The sequence below is a fragment of the Paenarthrobacter sp. DKR-5 genome (assembly GCF_018531425.1).
GTDB lineage: Bacteria > Actinomycetota > Actinomycetes > Actinomycetales > Micrococcaceae > DKR-5.
In genome coordinates, this window is record NZ_JAHBOI010000003.1 from 1 (window position 1) to 17815 (window position 17815).

At 64.0% G+C, this 17815-nt stretch carries 13 protein-coding genes and 1 pseudogene; 9 read left to right on the forward strand and 5 right to left on the reverse strand.

Translation table 11 applies throughout. The features are described 5' to 3' along the window. The first annotated feature begins 356 nt into the window (after positions 1–356). Positions 357–683: a DUF3761 domain-containing protein gene (locus KIH31_RS18385; RefSeq protein ID WP_307857566.1), complete on the forward strand. Its 327-nt coding sequence runs from the start codon at positions 357–359 to the stop codon at positions 681–683. A gap of 70 nt (positions 684–753) precedes the next feature. Further along, the gene (locus tag KIH31_RS06345) at positions 754–915 is read left to right on the forward strand and encodes a DUF4236 domain-containing protein (protein WP_214426273.1); all 162 of its coding nucleotides are present in this window, start codon (positions 754–756) and stop codon (positions 913–915) included. Between the two features lie 318 nt (positions 916–1233). On the opposite strand, the gene KIH31_RS06350 is transcribed toward KIH31_RS06345, so the two are convergent. Beyond that, on the reverse strand, positions 1234–1968 hold the full coding sequence (locus KIH31_RS06350; protein ID WP_214426274.1) for a hypothetical protein: 735 nt from the start codon (positions 1966–1968) through the stop codon (positions 1234–1236). 987 nt (positions 1969–2955) lie between these two features. After that, complete coding sequence (locus KIH31_RS06355) at positions 2956–3216, reverse strand: hypothetical protein (protein ID WP_214426275.1); 261 nt, start codon at positions 3214–3216, stop codon at positions 2956–2958. Positions 3217–3474: 258 nt separating this feature from the next. Between KIH31_RS06355 and KIH31_RS06360 the strand changes: the two genes are divergently transcribed. Then, complete coding sequence (locus KIH31_RS06360) at positions 3475–6630, forward strand: DUF3427 domain-containing protein (RefSeq protein ID WP_214426276.1); 3156 nt, start codon at positions 3475–3477, stop codon at positions 6628–6630. A 369-nt stretch (positions 6631–6999) separates the two neighbouring features. On the opposite strand, the pseudogene KIH31_RS18470 reads toward KIH31_RS06360, so the two are convergent. From KIH31_RS18470 to KIH31_RS06375, 3 genes and pseudogenes are all read right to left on the reverse strand, one after another. Beyond that, positions 7000–7245: pseudogene (locus KIH31_RS18470) on the reverse strand (restriction endonuclease); the annotation flags it as partial. A 408-nt stretch (positions 7246–7653) separates the two neighbouring features. After that, positions 7654–8850 carry an McrC family protein gene (locus KIH31_RS06370; RefSeq protein WP_214426277.1) on the reverse strand — a complete coding sequence of 399 codons (1197 nt, stop codon included), beginning with the start codon at positions 8848–8850 and terminating at the stop codon, positions 7654–7656. After that, positions 8840–11089, reverse strand: coding sequence for an McrB family protein (locus tag KIH31_RS06375; protein ID WP_214426278.1), 2250 nt, complete (start codon positions 11087–11089; stop codon positions 8840–8842). The genes KIH31_RS06370 and KIH31_RS06375 overlap by 11 nt, the downstream gene beginning before the upstream one ends. Before the next feature lie 303 nt (positions 11090–11392). Here KIH31_RS06375 and KIH31_RS06380 point away from each other — a divergent pair, with 303 nt between their 5' ends. From KIH31_RS06380 to KIH31_RS06405, 6 genes are read left to right on the forward strand one after another with little or no spacing between them, the layout of a single operon-like run. Continuing rightward, positions 11393–12409 carry a LacI family DNA-binding transcriptional regulator gene (locus tag KIH31_RS06380; RefSeq protein WP_214426279.1) on the forward strand — a complete coding sequence of 339 codons (1017 nt, stop codon included), beginning with the start codon at positions 11393–11395 and terminating at the stop codon, positions 12407–12409. A gap of 47 nt (positions 12410–12456) precedes the next feature. Further along, positions 12457–13755: an extracellular solute-binding protein gene (locus KIH31_RS06385; protein WP_214426280.1), complete on the forward strand. Its 1299-nt coding sequence runs from the start codon at positions 12457–12459 to the stop codon at positions 13753–13755. Positions 13756–13767: 12 nt separating this feature from the next. Next, complete coding sequence (locus KIH31_RS06390) at positions 13768–14688, forward strand: carbohydrate ABC transporter permease (RefSeq protein WP_214426281.1); 921 nt, start codon at positions 13768–13770, stop codon at positions 14686–14688. A gap of 1 nt (position 14689) precedes the next feature. Then, the gene (locus tag KIH31_RS06395) at positions 14690–15640 is read left to right on the forward strand and encodes a carbohydrate ABC transporter permease (protein WP_374224853.1); all 951 of its coding nucleotides are present in this window, start codon (positions 14690–14692) and stop codon (positions 15638–15640) included. 15 nt (positions 15641–15655) lie between these two features. Further along, positions 15656–16702 (forward strand): hypothetical protein, encoded by a 1047-nt coding sequence (locus tag KIH31_RS06400; protein WP_214426282.1) that lies wholly within the window; start codon positions 15656–15658, stop codon positions 16700–16702. Positions 16703–16740: 38 nt separating this feature from the next. Then, entirely contained in the window at positions 16741–17808 is a 1068-nt protein-coding gene (locus KIH31_RS06405) for a glycosidase (protein ID WP_214426283.1), read from the forward strand. Positions 17809–17815: the final 7 nt, after the last annotated feature.

Genomic DNA, 17815 nt, shown 5'->3' on the forward strand with positions numbered 1-17815 from the left:
CGGTGACCTGGAGCTCCTTGATGACCTCGACCATCGGGCGCCCGTCATTGAGCATTTTCTGGCCCTGCCGGACCTTGGCGATGACCTGATCCGGGGTGTGTCTGCGTACCATGATTCGTGAATTTCCTCCTGTGTCCATTCTCGGACACGAAACTCACACAAACACTGGACTCCTACCTGGGGACCCAACCACAGCCACTCCGACCCCGTCTGAGGCGAGTCCAGTCGGCACCACCTGTGAGTCCGAGGGCGCGACCGAATCCTTTGAAGGAACGGCGCTCGTATGCACCAAGGACCAGGCGGGGGCCCTGATCTGGCTCGCGGAATCGGACTCTAAGCGGGTCGTTGCTCAGCTTGTGGCGCTTAAGGCTCAAGCAGAAAAGGCGGCCGCTGAGAAGGCGGCGGCTGCCAAAGCCGCCGCGATTCAGAAGCAGGCGGCCGCACAGAAGGCGGCCGAGGCGAAGGCAGCTGCCGAGGCTCAGCAGGCTGCTGATCAGGCGGCGGTGGCACAGCGGGCAGCTGATCAGGCGGCGGCGGCACAGCAGGCTGCTGATCAGGCTGCGGCGGCACAGCAGAACACGAGTGGCGCCACAGCGCTCTGCGTAGATGGAACGTTGTCTTTCTCAGCCACGCATCGCGGAACTTGCTCCCACCACGGGGGCGTCTCGGTCTGGTACAAGTAACCGGTCTGTACCTTCGCCCAAAATTTCGTGCGCATTCAACTCGCGTAAACATTCGCAGAGAGGCAAGTAGTTGGGACTCATTTTTCGCCGTACCAAGAAGCTTGGGAAGAACACCAAGCTGAACTTTTCCAAGAGCGGCGTTTCAGTATCCCGTAAAGCTGGGCCCGTCACCGTCAACAGCCGGGGCAGGATTACGATCCGCCTCGGCAAGGGGCTCACATGGCGGCTCTGAACAAATTTGGCTTTGCTCGATAGGCAATTACGCACATGGAGGCCGGGTCTCACCCCGGCCTCTTCCCTTTTCGGAACCCCGAGGCTCTACTCTCGTCCGACAACTATCGCCCGCACGGCGTTAGGGGAAGTTCGTTTTCACCCGCTGTGCACGTGCATCCTGCCGATTCGGTAGTTGCTCGCCCAGTTCGCTGCCGCGTGGCGGCGGAGAAACGACGACCGCGCGGCTGTGCGTCAAGCGCGTCCGGCCTTGTCGAAGTGCGCTCGGTTTACTTCTGCGTCGTGGCTGCGGGCTCGCGGCCACGACACAGAAGTTGTACTAACTTCCGAGATGCCAGCTGTAGCTGCCCTCGTTCCAATCGATGGTGGCTGAAAAGCGATAACCCGAGGCCGACCCGTCACTGTTCTTCTTGTTGACCGCGATGCACTCAAAAGTGCCGGTCAGTGAGGTGAGGTCATCCACTGAGCCCCCGCCCAAGGGTGTGCACGAGGCCGAAAGGATAGGGCCGTCCAGGGTTCCGTCGGTCACGCGAGACTTCGCATCCTTGACGATTGACGCTTCGAGGGCCGACACGTAGCTTTTGCGCAGGTCCCGGGCCGCTTCATCCGACGCTTCTTTTGCCGCGGCGGACGCCGAAGCTTCCGCAGAAGCGGAAGCGGACGCGGATGCTGAAGCTTCCGCTGCGGCAGACGCAGCATCTTGCTGCGCCTTCAGCTCGTTGTTGTGCTGGATACCAAGCCCAATGGCCGCAAAGATAGCAACGAACACGACTACGGCCAGCGAAATGAACGCTGTGCGCTTCGTCATTCTCAGCCGGGGTTTACGACTGATGTACGCGGCACCGCAGTTGGGGCAAAAGTTGCCGACCGTCCGGGTCTGCACACTGCACTTGCTGCAGACCTTCACGGGGATGTCGGTGACGTCAGGTTCGACCGGCGCCAGAGCATCAGGCTCGGGGTCCGCTCGTTTACCAGCATCCTCGATGGTGGGAGAAGCCGCGGAAGGTGCGTCGTCACGCACGTCGGCTGCCGCCTGGTCGACTTCATTGAGCATGGGAATCTCCTCGGAAGATAGGAATGGGACTGGGCTCGCTTGCCCCGTCGTGAGAGGGCAGAGCTGTGTGCCTTGGAAGAGGCGATATGACTCGGCCGGATCGGCGATTGTCAGGGAATCGGTCTACAAGCTTCGACACAAGATGGCGCTAGAGGTGATCGACCAACCCGACCGATGCCGACGTTTGCGCAGCTGCCACCGATAACGAATACATGTTCCCCCAACAGAACGGCACTGTGTGTGCCGTGGAAATATCAGCAAAATCCTATATTGTTGCCGCGTGAATTGGGGTACTGTCGGTCCTGAGTCGTTGAAAAAGTTTGGAGGAACGTGCGCTGCGTCGGGCACGGCTTCACCAAACGTTCGGGAACGATTGGCTCGATTTGCGTCAAGAATGGGCACAAAATGGCCTATTTGCCGAGCTCATGCGCTCTGGCATGCAGTTTGTCACCAAGCGGGGGCGAGTCCTCGGAGCGGCCCGCGTCCCCGCGAAGCTCCTGGGCCCCGGGGAAGGCCGCCCTTCTTGTGGATCACGATGACCAAGTCTAAGACGAACTTAGGTCGAAGTGGCCCCGCTGATTCAACCAGGGCTGCTTGTATCTGACCAGCTTAATGCCTTCATCGGCAGCTACATCTATAAACGCGTCTTCGCAATCTCCGACGGGCATTCCCATATCCTGAAACCACCCGTCGACAAGGACGTCCGTTGGCCGTTGTCAGCCTCGTCAAATTAGTTGTCAGCGGTGGGTCCACTCCAAGAACTTCGGCAAACTAGCAGACATAGCGCGAACATGCGCCGGCCCGAGCCCCCGGTCCCCCGTCTCTTGTAAATGGTGGACAACCAGGAGGGTAGAAGGCGTGCGGCTGTGCAACTTGGGCCGAATGCGGAATCCTGCGCCCGTGCCAGTGGTAGGGGATTGCCGCCTGAAGCAGCAGGTGGCTCGAAGGTCTCGGCAATGGCTTTCGCTTCGCCGAGACCTCCCCCATCTACTCCTGGCTAGCCAGGAGCTTGCCTTCTTGGGCACGTCCTTCGACTCCGGACACCGGGTCGGCAGAGACGCTGACGAGATAATCGATGCCTCCGACGGCGCGGCTGACGCCGACTAGCAGAACGATAAGCCCAGTCAGGAGGACGATGGCACCGATGAATACCCACACGATTGCTTTGCTTCCCGAGTAGTAGCTGAAGGACGCAGGCAGGGCGAATGTCAGGACCAGGGTACCGAGAAACTGGAGCAGGATGCCCACGACCACGAGAGGTTGAGCGCGCTTTGGCTTAGACAAATTAATTCCCCCAACGGAGTAGAAATGAATGACTTTCAGAGATTAGTAGCAAGCTATCTCTTTGAGTACAGCGACACGACGAGAGAGGTTTCCGACCGCAACCAGACTCGTCTGATCAGAGCGTGGCGTTGCCCGGTGCTCATCATCGGCAGCAGGTTTCACTGCTGCTGACACGGCCGTTTCCATTCGACGATTGTCGTTCCAGCCCAATACCCTGGCGCAGTGGATAACTTCATTGGGGGAGGGGCGGCGGAGCAGCTGCCTGAGGGCTTGTACGAACTTCTAAACACGGATGCGCTGGGCACACAGCTGTACGTCGACGCAGGACTTCAACCAGTATTCGCGGGCGTTCATGATGAAGACACCCCGGACGTTCTCTCCCGCCATGTCGCCGACGCCGTCCGGCGTGCCTTGACCGCGGCCAAGCCCACGGAACGCGTAGCCCTCGCGAACAAGCTGCTCCAGGACCTGAACGCAGGAGACCGAATCGCCCCCGGCCCCACCCAGCTTCAGTCCCTCTATAAACCGGACGCGCTCAAACGCCGACAGCTCCGCCGGCCCACAACAAAGCTCAGCGATTCTGCCCTGCTCACCAACAGCAAGGACGACCCCAACCTAGCTGCCGAGCTGAGAGCCGAGATCGAGTCTGCCAACACCGTAGACCTGCTGTGCGCGTTCGTCCGCTGGACCGGACTGCGCCTCCTCGAGCCGGCTCTCGAGGGGCTCGCGGAACGGGGGGCGAGGTTCCGGGTCATCACCACGACGTATATGGGTGCGACGGAGCGGCGGGCGATCGACGAGCTCGTCAGGCGCTACCGCGCGGAGGTGAAGATCAGTTATGAGACCCAGGCAACGCGGTTGCACGCCAAGGCCTGGCTCTTTCGCCGCGACACGGGCTTCGACACCGCCTATGTCGGGAGTTCAAACCTCAGCCAGGCGGCCCTGCTGGACGGCCTTGAATGGAACGTGCGTCTGAGCTCTGTGGCGACGCCGGCACTGCTGGAAAAATTCGAGGTCACCTTTGACAGCTACTGGGAGCAGCGAGCGTTCCAGAGCTACGATCCGGACCGCGACGGCGAGAAGCTTGATGCGGCTCTTGAGCGGAACGGTGGACGCCGCACCGCAGCCCCTGATGCTGCGACAGGCCTGGAGGTGGAGCCGTTTCTGCATCAGACCGAGATGCTGGAGGATCTGGAGGCCGAGCGGCAGAAGGGCTACCGGAGGAATCTGCTCGTGGCTGCAACTGGCACGGGCAAGACCGTGATCGCCGCCCTGGACTACAAACGCCTGCGCGATGCGGCAGGCCGGGACCTGAAGCTCCTCTTCGTCGCCCATCGCCAGGAGATCCTCAAACAAGCCCTGCGCACCTACCGCGACGTTATGCAGGACGGCGCGTTCGGGGAACTCCTCGTCGGTGAGCATAAGCCCCGCGAATGGAAGCACCTCTTCGCCTCCGTGCAGTCCCTTGCCGCCCTTGGCATTGAGGACGTCGCGCCGGATTTCTTCGACGTCGTCGTGATCGACGAGTTCCACCACGCCATGGCGCCCACGTACCGCAGGCTGCTCGATCATCTTCGGCCGCAGGAACTGTTGGGGCTTACAGCGACCCCGGAACGCGGTGATGGAGTGAACGTCGCTAACCAGTTCTTTGGGGGACGGACCGCCAGCGAGCTGAGGCTCTGGGATGCGTTGGATGCCGATCTGCTTGTCCCCTTCCACTACTTCGGCGTTTCAGATGATGTGGACCTCAGCCGACTCGAGTGGAAACGTGGCACTTACGACACCGCCCAGCTTGACCGCCTCTACACCGGTAACGATGCCCGCGCCGCAAAGGTGATCCGAGAACTTCGGGACAAGGTAACAAGCACCGAGCACATGCGGGCCATCGGGTTCTGCGTCTCCGTGCAGCACGCCCGCTACATGGCGGAAGTCTTCAACCGCGCGGGGATCGTCTCTGTTGCCGTCGACGGGGGCACCGATGATGCGGAACGGGCCCTTGCGCTCGCACGTCTCCGCAACAAAGAGATTAACTGCATCTTCGCGGTTGATCTCTTCAATGAAGGACTGGACCTGCCGCAAGTCGACACGATACTTCTGCTGCGCCCGACGCAGAGTGCGACGGTGTTCCTGCAGCAGCTCGGCCGCGGGCTGCGCCGGGCTGATGACAAAGCCGTCCTCACCGTCCTGGACTTCATCGGCCAGCAGAGGCGCGAGTTCCGCTTCGATCTGCGCTATCGGGCCTTGACCGGCTACGGACGTAAAGAGCTGGAGAAGGCCGTGGAGGACGAGTTCCCGTTCCTACCGTCGGGCTCGCAGATCGTCCTGGACAGGGTGGCTCAGCAAGTGGTCCTGGAGAACATCAAGGCACAGCTGCGCTTCAGCCGGCCGCAGCTGGTCAGTGATATCGCGTCACAAGCGGAGACTCAGCTTGAGGTTTACCTGGCGAAGTCCGGCAACGACGTGAAGACCATCTACCGCTCCACGCGTGACTCCTGGACGGGTTACCTGCGCCAGGCACGGCTGATCGAGGGGTTCTCGCCCGCCGAAGCCGCCATCCGCGGCAAGTTGGCAGAACTGTCCGACGCCGGGGAAAGCCGCCTGCTCGCGCGCATGGCCGCGCTCATCCATGTGGACGACAAGGAACGGGCTGAGGCCTACTCAATGCTGGTCGAGGAAGACGCGCCGCGCTACGCCGACCTCGGTCCACGGGAGCAGACCTTCGCCCGGATGCTCTTCTACACACTGTGGGACGACGCGGGCGGGTTTGCCACTTACGACGACGGGCTCGATCACCTGCGCGCCTACCGCTACGTCTGTCAGGAGATCCAGCAGCTCGTGAATCTCGGTGCCGACCGGTCATCTCACGCCGCCAAGAGCCTTGGCGCCGGCCTGCAGCACATTCCCCTGCTGACACACGCCACCTACCGGCGGGAAGAGGTGCTTGCCGCGCTTGGATACGGTTCCCTGGAGACAGGCAAGAACGTGAAGCATCGAGAGGGCGTCGCCTGGTGCCCGCAAAGCTCCACCGACGCGTTCTTCGTGACCCTCAACAAGGACGACAAGAACCACTCAGCCACCACGATGTACAAGGACTACGCGATCAGCCCTGAGCTGTTCCACTGGGAGTCGCAGAACGCGACGTCCACGTCGAGTCCGACCGGCCGCAGGTATCTAGACCGGAATGCGCACGGGTCGCACATCCTCCTTTTTACCCGCGATACCGCCGACGACGAGACGGGACTTACCGTGCCGTACACCTGTCTGGGGCAGGTCGACTACGTGCGGCATGCCGGCGAGAAGCCGATTGGGATCACCTGGAGGCTGCACCGGCCCATGCCGGGCGATGTGTTCGCGACGGCTGCTGCGGTGGCGCAGTAGCACTACCAATACTCGCTCACACACTTCCGCTGGGAGGGCAGTCACATCTGCCGCCATCATGGCACCTCTGTTGTGCGACCGCGGCGAGCAACAGGCTTGTCCAGCACCATGCGCATGCGGTTCAGTAGCAGCCGTTGGGCAATGTGCTGGTGTGTGAAGCAATTCGTCTGCTCAAGGAAATTCGCCAGGTGGTACTGGGAGGGTGTCCTCAAGTCAGGCGCACGCGTCCTCCGGGAGGGGCGCTCGGGCGCCGTCGTGAAGTTCTCCCTCATCGCGGTGCGGCTCATACGTCCAGGCTTGTGCCGCGACGGCCTGATAGATCCAGATTCCCGAAGGTCACCTGATTGTGCTGAGCGCCCTCTCGTTCTCCTAGAGGCTATCGAAGAAATCCTGATCCAGCTTCTTCACGATCACAGTTCGATCGATTTGGATGCCCACGCCGTAGTCGAACATGAGCGATGTAAGCCGCTGCCCATCGATAAGAATCAATGTGTAGTGCGCGGTGTCTCGTGCGAACGCGGGAGTACCCGTCGCGAATGTCGAAGAAGTGATGAAGATGCCCCTGGTCGCACGGAACTGGCCCAATGCACCACTGAACGCCTGTACTTCGGGAGCGCCGACATTGTTTCCCTCGGATTAGCGCTTAGCCCGCAGATAGACTCGGTCAAACCAAGGGCGTCCTGCCAGACGATTCCATCGATGCCTTTGTCGCCTGGCCGCTGCGTGGGCTTTAGGTTGTCTTCGCGGTCTGTATCAACAAAGAGGATTATCAACCCTGTTCTGACAGCTTTTCCGATGTGGATCCGACGTCATGAGGTGTACTCAACCCTGACCTTCGGATGAGCTCGCTTACGAGTCGGTAAAGAAACGTGGCGATGGTCCTACTCTGTCCGGCGTACAGCGTCACGAGGAGCTATCGGTTTCCCGTCGAGTCGGCCAGGCGTGTGCGGACTGCGAGACCACTTTGATTTGGGCCTAATTCGTCGGCGCACACGGCGCGGGTAATTCCCAGAAAGTCGGTTGTCATTGTGCGGAGGAGCTCCCTGAACGGAGTAGAGATGCACGTTTTAGCCGATCCGCGAGGGCACGGATCGATGCAGTTCGTTGGGCATGAGCCTGATTGAGCTCGATTGCTGCGAGCGAGATCGTGACGTTGCCTACTTCGAGTCGCCCGATGGGTGGTCGTTCGGGGTAGACAAGGGTGCACTCGGGCAGGCCATGACGAGTCGCATACGCGACCGCCTGGAAGACGTCGTCGCTCGAGACTCCTTTCTGGGCGACCTGCTTGTACTTGACATCAGCGACGGCGATCACCCGGGAGCCGTCGCGAATGACGATGTCCGGGCGGATCGGGACCTGTCGGTGCGCGTCGAGATAGTCACCAACCTGCAGGTCGACGGTGAGTGTGGATCCGAGCGCTCCGCGGATACCGTGTCCGACGACATCCTCGAAGACTTGATTCATGTCGACGATGAAGGCGGCCGCGTTCGTCGAGCCCTCGTCCTCGAAGTCGAGGGCGCCCCATTTGAGGATGATGCGCGCGAGCGTTACTGCTGGGCGGTAGCGCAAATTGAGCCGGGTCCATTGAACCGAAGGCGGAGTCGGCGAAGGCCGGATCGGAGTGACTTCGAGCAGCCGATACTCGAGGCGTCTGAGTTGGAGTTGGAGCGAGCTCGTTAGCCCGGGAAGTCGGAGGAGCAGTCGCCCGGCCCCGGCGAGCAGCTGGTTCTCGAGGATATCGGTCGTGTACTCGTCGTAAGTCACGGCGATGGGGAGGGGCAGGCCGGGGTTTCGGGCTATCTGACGGCTGAGGTTGATGCGTCCGCGAACGGCGTAGAGGTCAGCTTCTTCGGTCAGGTACCCCTGGAGGATGCCGCCGTTGAGTGCCCGTTCGGCCGTTGCGAGGAATGCGCCGGCAATCGTGGCGATGAGCTCGTCCGATGCCGCCCACGCGACGTCGCGATGGTCCCAGGCAATCCGGTCGAGTGAGGTGACGAGCAGCTCGATCAGCCGATCCGGTCGTACCTTCGGACGGACGCGCACTTCGAGATCGTCGATGCAGGTGATGCCGACGTGCTGCTTCGCGGAGAGGGTCCAACGGTTTGGATGGGCAGGGTCTGGGCCGATCCTGAATGCGGATGAGCGCGCGAGCTGCTGGATTACAGCGGGGGAAAGATCGAGGTCCCCGGCGCTTTCCCACTCGGCCAGCTCAATCCTCATTCGCCGCGCTGTCGATCGCGGCACGAACGGCGCTGAGTGAGTACCGTTTGAGGTCTTCGCCGGTTCCGTAGAAGCGTTCCTCGAGCAGCGGGACGATCGCGTGCGCCCAGACGCGTTCGAGTCGTCCAGGATCCATGACCGACTTGTTCATGAGGTAGCTGGGGCCGATCGCGGCATCCGGGTCACCGAGCCGTCGATTGAGTTCGGCGAGCAGTCGGGCGGGAGCATCGGGCATTTCGTGTCGGGCGAGCCACTTGGCGAGTACCTCACTGACCGGGGGCACCGAGGGGGCCATCTCCAGGAAATAGAAACGACGTCGCATTGCCGCGTCGACGAGGGCGATGGAGCGGTCGGCTGTGTTCATGGTGCCGATGATGAACAGGTTGGCGGGGAGTGTGAACTCGAGCTCGGAGTACTGGAGGCTGATCGGTCGGTCGCGGTATTCGAGCAGGAAGTACAGCTCGCCGAACACCTTAGCGAGATTCGCCCGGTTGATTTCGTCGATGATCAGCAAATGCGGCGTATCGGGGGCGGCAGACGCTGCCTCGGCGATCCGGCGCAGCGGTCCGGGCTTGATCTGGAACTCGACGGTGCCTGTGGCGCTAGGGGCGGGCCGGTAGCCCTCGAAGAAATCTTCGTACGAATACGAGGGATGGAACTGTACGGTCTCGGATGCCCCGCCTCCGCCGGCTGTGAAATGGTCGGCGAGGGCTTGCGCGAGGAACGTCTTGCCGGTGCCAGGCGGCCCGTAGAGGACCAACTGCTTCTTCTCCTCGAGAAGTTCGATGACGTCGGTCAGCCACTGCTGGGGAAGGAGCAGATCGCGCGCGAGCTCGGCGGTTGCGGGCGGTAGGGCGAGTTCGCGAATGTTGGGGGGTGCGGCCGGCTCGTCCCACGTGTGGCCGGTGACCCAACGCTCCAGTTCGTCGATCTCGGACGTGATGAGGCTGACGGTGAGCAGCGTCTTCATCTTCGACTGGAGGCTCGGCGCGATCGCCCCTCGTTGGATCGGCTGGCCCGCGTTGAGCCACTCGACCGCTCTGATCGTCTCGATCCGGGTGCGCGTGCTGCGATCCCTGGGTGCGGAGTCGACGACGCCGAGATAGACGTCCGATCCGTTGACGGTGACGACGTAGTCGCCGACCTCGATCTTGTTGACGAACCGCCAGACCTGACCGAGCTCGGCGTTGTAGCCGCCGGTCGTGGTGTCGGTGCCAGCCTCCTCGGAGAGTGCCCGCAGTTCCTCGCGGCTCATGCCCTGAGCCAGCGAAAATGGGAACGAGTCCGAGTAATAGATGGCGCAGATTCCTTGCTCGAGCCATTCGGGCACCTTCTTGCCGCCCGCGCCGCGAATCAGCCAAGCGCTGCGCATAGCGGCTTCGGGTTCGTCGACATCGACCTCGTGCGCCGGCGCCGTGTCAGAGTGGGCATCTGCGGGAGCAGGACGCTCGTCGGGCTGCCAGAGGGCGCGAATCTCCGGGCTGTAGAACGAGAAGTCGTTGCCGTGGTCCTTCGCAAGCCGCGTGCGGATGTTCGCGATCGTCTCGTCATCGTTGGTTCCGATCTCGCCGGGTTCTGAGAGGGCGGCGAGGGCGTGCTTGTGATACTGGCTGACGGTGTCTTCGAAAGCGTCCGGATGAATGAGGTGGAGCAGCGCGTGACGTTGCGTCTGATCGGCGACGCCGTCCAGGCCGAAGACCATCTCCCGAAAGGCTCGTGGGTCAGAGAGCCAGAGCATGCGCTCGTCGGCCGTCGCAGTGGTCCAACGGGCAGCGAAGCGCACGAGGAGCCACAACTGGTTCGGGCGCCGGGTGAAGAACGCCGTGCCCGGCGCGACGAGCCCTTCACGCAGTGCCTCGTCGAAGATGCCCGTCGGACCGCTGGCGTGGGTCATCGCTCCAATATCATCAAGCAGTCTACGCTTGGAGGCGTATCTCAGCTTCGCGGGGGTTGCCACGACGAAATGCAGCCACGCGAGCTCCTCGAAGAGCTGGCCCGCTCCCCGAGGCAGCCCGCTGAGCTGATCGGCGAGCTTTTCGAGAAATGACCGGTTGCTCTCGTCCGGGCTCTCGACGAAGCAGCGCATCAGGCTGGCAGCCGAGTCCGCGGTCCAGACACGCTTGGCGTCGGGATCCTCAGCTGGCAGGAAGCTCGATTTTAGCCCGTGAAGCGATACCTCCCGGAAGATGTCGAGCGCCTCGTATACGTTTCGGGATTCGTCATGGAGACGGGTTTTCATCGGTATCTTCCTTTCGAACGGCGCGTCGAGAACGCGAGCTTGCTCGTCACAGCCCTATCGCGGTTCGCCGCGCATGTGAACGAGCGCGATCTTCAAGCAGCGGGCAGGGTCCCTCGTCGTCGTCGACGCCTCAGAGATGACCCTACCGGGGCTTGCACTGATCTGGCCCCCGGCGGCGCTGGTCGCGAGCTGTCCCGGGTCTGCTTGACAATCGGCAGCTAAACCGGTTTAGTAATGGAAGCTAAACCGGTTTAGTGATTGAGATCACTGGATCGGGGTCCGAAATCTCAGCAAGGAACACCGATGGCAGTCACGATCAGCGACGTCGCGAGCGCGGCGGGGGTGAGCAAGGGAGCGGTCTCCCTGGCGCTCAACGGCCAGCCCGGCGTCGGCGAGGAAACGCGGCAGCGGATCCTCGAGGCGGCGAAGGCCCTTGGCTGGACTCCGAGCCTGCGTGCCCGGGGCCTGAAGTCATCCAAGTCCTACGCTCTGGGCCTGGTGATTGCCCGCAACCCGAAGCTGCTGGGGTCGGACCCGTTCTTCCCGGCGTTCATCGCGGGCATCGAGACCACACTGGCCGAGCACGAGTACACGCTCGTGCTCACGGTCGCGACGGCTCCCGGCGCGGAGGAACGGGCCTACCGCAAGCTCGCCGACGGCGGCCGGGTGGACGGCGTGATCCTCACGGACGTGCGCCACGACGATTCGCGGATCGGACTGCTGCAGGACCTGAAGCTGCCTGCCGTGACGCTGAACCGCCCGGAGATGCCGTCCCCGTTCCCCGCGGTCTGCATGGACGACACGGACGGGATCACGGCCGCCGTCGAGCACCTGATCGGTCTCGGCCACAAGCGCATTGCCCACATTGGCGGATCACAGGCCTACATCCACGGCCGCAGCCGCCGCCACGCCTGGGAAGCCGCTCTGACCAAGGCCGGCCTCCAAGCGGACCTGTTCGTCGAAGCGGACTTCACCGCGCCCGGGGGAGTGGCCGCCACCGAACAGCTGCTCGCACGGCAGGACCCGCCCACGGCCATCGTCTACGCGAACGACCTGATGGCCACCGCCGGTCAGTCCTTCGCTCAGGCCCGCGGGCTGAACGTGCCGGGGGACCTGTCCATCACCGGCTACGACAACGCCGAGTTCGCCCAGTACCTGAACCCGCCGCTGACCACGATCGCCGCTGACCCGCTGCGCTGGGGGAGGGCCGCCGCCCTGGTGCTGCTCAGCCAGCTCGACGGCACCCACAACGGCGAAGACATTGAACTCGCGCCGCCGCAGCTCGTGGTGCGCGCATCCACCGGTCCGGCCCGGACCTAAGAACCAACAACTTCCATCTACCGAATCCCCTCAACACAGGAGACGCAATGAAGCGCACAACCACCATCCGGCTGCTGTCCATGGCCGCCATCGCGGTCATGGGAACCGGCCTGGCTGCCTGCGGCGGCGGCGCCGGCTCGAGCAGTGCGAGCTCGGCCCTCACCGCCAAGGGCCCCATCAAGATCTGGTACTCGAACAACGAGTCCGAGGTGAAGTGGGGCAAGGAAATGGTGGCGTCGTGGAACTCCACGCACCCGGACCAGAAGATCGACGCGCAGGAAATCCCCGCCGGCAAGAGCTCCGAGGAAACTATCGGCGCAGCAATCACCGCCGGCAACGCGCCCTGCCTGGTGTTCAACACCGCCCCGGTCGCGGTGCCGCAGTTCCAGCGCCAGGGCGGCCTGGTGGCCCTGGATTCCTTCCCGGACGGCGCGCAGTACATCAAGGACCGCACCGGTGACCTGGCGGACCAGTACAAGTCCGCGGACGGCAAGACCTACCAGCTGCCGTGGAAGTCCAACCCCGTGGTCCTCTTCTACAACAAGGACCTGTTCAAGAAGGCCGGCCTGGACCCGGCGAACCCGAAGCTGGGCACCGAGTCCGAGCTGGTGGACGCCGCCCGCACGCTGGTGAAGTCCGGCGCCGCGCAGAAGGCCATCTGGCCCTCCCCGGCAAGCGACTACTTCCAGTCCTGGTTCGACTTCTACCCGTTCTACGCGGCCAACACCCAGGGCACCCCGCTGATCAAGGACGGCAAGGCCACCTTCAACACGGACCAGGGCAAGCAGGTCGCCCAGATGTTCCAGACCCTCTACAAGGAGAACCTGGCCTCCAAGGAGACCTACCAGGGTGACTCCTTCGCCGAGGGCAAGTCCGCCATGGCCCTCGCCGGCCCGTGGGCCATCGCCGCCTACAAGGGCAAGGTCAACTTCGGTGCGGTCCCGATCCCGGGCGCCCAGAAGCAGGACAAGTCCTACACCTTCTCCGACGCGAAGAACGTCGCCATCTACTCGGCCTGCAAGAACCAGGGCACCGCGTGGGACGTGCTGAAGTTCGCCACGAGCAAGGACGAGGACGGCAAGCTGCTCTCCGAGACCGGCCAGATGCCGATGCGCAAGGACCTGACCACCGTCTACTCGGACTACTTCGCCAAGAACCCGATGTACAAGACTTTCGCTGACCAGGCCGGCCGCACCGTTGAGGTGCCCCAGCTGACCACCGCCGTGCAGATCTGGCAGACCTTCCGCGACGCGTGGAACAAGTCGGTCATCTTCGGCAACCAGGGCATCGACGACGCGTTCAAGTCTGCTGCCGACAAGATCGACCAGCTGGCAGCCCAGAAGTAACGGGTGATCCCCATGTCATTACGCTCCACCACGGCCAGCGGCACCAGGAAGCGCACCAGCTTCCTGGGCCGCCAGCCCCTGGGCCTGCTGTTCAGCGCCCCGTACGTGATCTACGTGCTCGGCGTCCTGGCCTTCCCGCTCGGCTACGCCGTCTGGATCTCGTTCCACCAGTTCTTCTTCACCGCCCCCGGCGTGCAGGTGCCGCGGCCGTTCGTCGGCTTCGACAACTACGTCACCATCCTCTCGGACCCGGCGGTGCAGCGTTCCTTCCTGAACATCGGCATCTTCCTGATCATCAACGTGCCGCTGACCGTGGGCCTGTCCTTGGTCCTGGCGAATGCGCTGAACCGGGTGCAGAAGCTGCGCACGTTTTTCCGGGTCAGCTACTACGTGCCGTACGTAACGGCGAGCGTCGCCGTCGTCGGTGTCTGGCTGTTCCTGTTCCAGCAGGGCGGCTTGGTCAACTCGCTGCTCGGGCCGCTGGCGCCGAACCCGTCCTGGCTGGTGAACAACTGGCTGGCCATGCCGACCGTGGCGCTGTACGTAACCTGGAAGCAGCTGGGGTTCTTCATCCTGCTCTACCTGGCCGCGCTGCAGAACATCCCGGACGAGCTGTATGAATCCGCGTCCGTGGACGGCGGCAACAAGTGGGTGCAGTTCTGGAACATTACCGTTCCGGGCGTCCGCTCCGCCACCGTGCTGGTCACGCTGCTGGCCACCATCACCGGCGCCAACCTGTTCACGGAGCCCTACCTGCTCACCGGGGGCGGCGGGCCCGACGGCGCCTCGGCGTCGCCCGTGTTCCTGATGTACCAGAAGGGGATCCTGCAGGGGAACCCCGACGTTGCCGCCGCGCTGGGCGTGGTGCTGGTGATCGGCGTGCTGCTGATCGCCCTGATCCAGAAACGCCTCGTCGGCGGAAAGGAGGACTGAGATGGCCACCATCAAGACCGCCAGGACTGATCGGGCCGCAGCCAAGGCCGCCGGCGGCAACAATGCCGGCAGCAACGCCACTGGCAGCAACGCCTCCCAAGGGGCCGGCCAAGTGGAGAAGCGCCGCCGGCTGGGCGTAGGCAGCTTCCTGCTGCTCGCCGTCGGAGCCTTCGTGTTCCTCTTCCCCTTCTACTACATGTTCATCGGCTCGCTGCAGACCAGCCCGGACACCACCGTGGCCGGCGCGTTCCCCAGCCCCGGCAACCTCACCGGGGCGAACTACACGAACATCAACAACTCGATCAACCTGCTGCAGGGCCTGGTGAACTCCGGCATCTTCACCGGCGGGGTCATCCTCTTCACCGTGGTCTTCGGGCTGCTGGTGGGCTACGCGCTGGCGCAGATGCAGTTCCGCGGCCGGGGCGTGGTGTTCGGGATGCTGCTGCTGGTGCAGATGGTCCCGTTCCAGCTGCTGCTGATCCCGCTGTACGTGATGATCGTGCGCGACTACGGGCTCGGGGACAGCTACCTGGGCATGATCCTGCCGTTCGCGATCAACTCCACCGCGGTGTTCGTCTTCCGGCAGTACTTCATGCAGCTGCCCTCGACCCTGTTCGAGGCGGCCCGGATCGACGGGGCGAGCGAGCTGCGGATCCTGTGGCAGATCGCGATTCCGCTGGTGCGGCCGGCCATCGTTACGGCGATCCTGCTGACCTTTATCGGTCCGTGGAACGAGTTCCTCTGGCCGTTCCTGGTCACCAAGGACCAGGCCCTGCAGCCGCTGGCGGTGTCCCTGGCGAACTACATCTCCAACATCGCCGCCACGGCGGCCAACCCGTTCGGCGCGATCCTGGCCGGTGCCTGCGTGCTCGCGGCGCCCGCCGTCGCCCTGTTCATCTTCTTCCAACGTCAATTCATTTCCACCAATATCGGCTCCAGCGTAAAGGGCTGATCCCCGGAAGGACCCATGCACCCCCTCTCCACGGCTGCGCTGCAGGACGGCCTCGACCGCGCCCTGCGCCACACCAACGCCACCACTGACGCGCTCTCCACCGACCAGTTCTCCGCCAACTGGGACGACAGCCCGGAGTGGGCCGTCGGCCCGTTCCGGAAGGACCCGGCACTCACCTTCAAGCTCGCGGGCCAATGGCCGGACCCGACCGGCATCGGCTGGGCGAGCTCCTCCATCTTCAACCCGAGCCTGATCGAGCGCGACGGGCGGCTCCACCTCTTCTACCGGGCCTCGCCCAAGAAGGAGAGCCTGGAGAGCCGCATCGGGACGGCGGTCTACACCCCCGGCCAGGGCTGGGCCGACGGCGACAATCCCGTCGTCTACCCGACGCTGGACAACGAGCTGCTCGGCGTCGAAGACCCCAAGGTCTACTCGGCCAACGGGCGCTACTACCTCTTCTACAACGGCATCTGGCCGCTCGAAGGGACCGCCGAGGCGGACAAGTATCCGTCGCCCGGCTGGCCGCTGGGCGAGGTGGGCTGCGACATCAACGTCGCCGTCTCCGACGACCTGATCCACTGGGAGAAGCGCGGACTGGCCGTGCCGCACGAGGTCTCCCACCTCTGGGCCAAGGGCGCCGTGATCCCCACGGACAGCACCGGCGAGGCGGTGAAGATCGGCGGCGAGTACCTGATGTTCCTCTCGGAGGGCTGCGACGGAAAGTTCGTCGTAGGCCGCTCCCGCGACATGGAGCAGTGGGACTTCGCCGAGCAGCCCTACCTGGACGTCTCGTCGCTGGGCTCGCTGCACGAGGTGGCCTGCGCCGTCGTCGTCGGTGACCAGCTGGTGCTCGACTTCTTCTACGGCGACCGCGACGGCAAGTTCGCCGCCGCTCAGGCCCTCTACTCGCTCGATGACCCGTTCACGCAGACCGCCCTGCACCGCGGCGGCTCGCTCGCCTGGGGCGGCCTGATCCGCTACGAGGGCCGGTGGACCTTTGCGCAGGGCTGGGACGCCCCGGCCGGCGAACGCGAGCTCTACCTGTACCGCTCCGAACACTGACTCCTTCTCACTTCCCTCTCGACTTACCTGGAGAACCCATGACTTCCCCAACCTTCCCCTTCGCCCTGACCCGAGCCGGGGTGATCATGTCCCCCGAGCCCGGCAACGAGCTGGAAGCGGAGGGCGTGCTGAACCCGGCGACGGTGCGCGGAGCCGACGGCACCCTCTACCTGCTGCCCCGGCTCGTGGCCGCGCAGAACGTCTCCCGCATCGGCCTCGCCGAGATCAAGGTCGCCGACGGCGTGCCCGTGAGCGTGGCCCGCGAGGGCGTGCTGATGGCCCCGGACCGCAGCTGGGAGCACGGCGCGCAGAACGCCGGCGTCGAGGACCCGCGCGTCACCTTCATCCCCGAGCTCGGGCTGAACGTCATGACGTACGTGGCGTACGGGCCGCTCGGCCCCCGCACCGCGCTCGCTGTCTCCGAGGACGAGCGCTCCTGGCGCCGGCTCGGGCCCGTGAGCTTCGCGTACGACGACGACGCGGAGATCGACGTCGACCTGGGCCTGTACCCGAACAAGGACGCGGTGTTCTTCCCCGAGGTCGTGCGCGACCCCGAGGGCGTGCCCAGCTTCGCCGTCCTGCACCGGCCAGTCTGGGACCTGCAGGACGTCCGCCCGGGCGAGGTCCCCATGCCGCCGGCCGGGCTCCCGGACGAACGGCCCAGCATCTGGATCAGCTTCATCCCCGTCGAGGACGTCCGGAAGGACGTCAAGGCCCTGGCCCGGTGGAGCAAGCACCGCGTGGTGGCGTGGCCCGAGGCGGCGTTCGAGCAGACCAAGATCGGCAGCGGCCCCGCCCCGATCCGGGTCGACGAAGGCTGGCTGCTCCTCTACCACGGCGTCACCGGCCAGCTCGTCCACGGCGTCGCGCAGCAGAAGAACGTCAACTACAGCGCGGCCGCCATGATCCTCGACGCCGAGGAGCCGTGGCGGGTCACATCCCGCACGAGCGAGCCGCTGCTCTCCGCCGACACGGAGGACGAGCGGGACGGCATCGTTCCGAACGTGGTCTTCCCGACCGCCATCGAGGAGGTCGACGGGACGCTGTTCGTGTTCTACGGCATGGCCGATTCCAAGATCGGCGTCGCCAAGCTCGAGCGGGTGTAGCGGCACC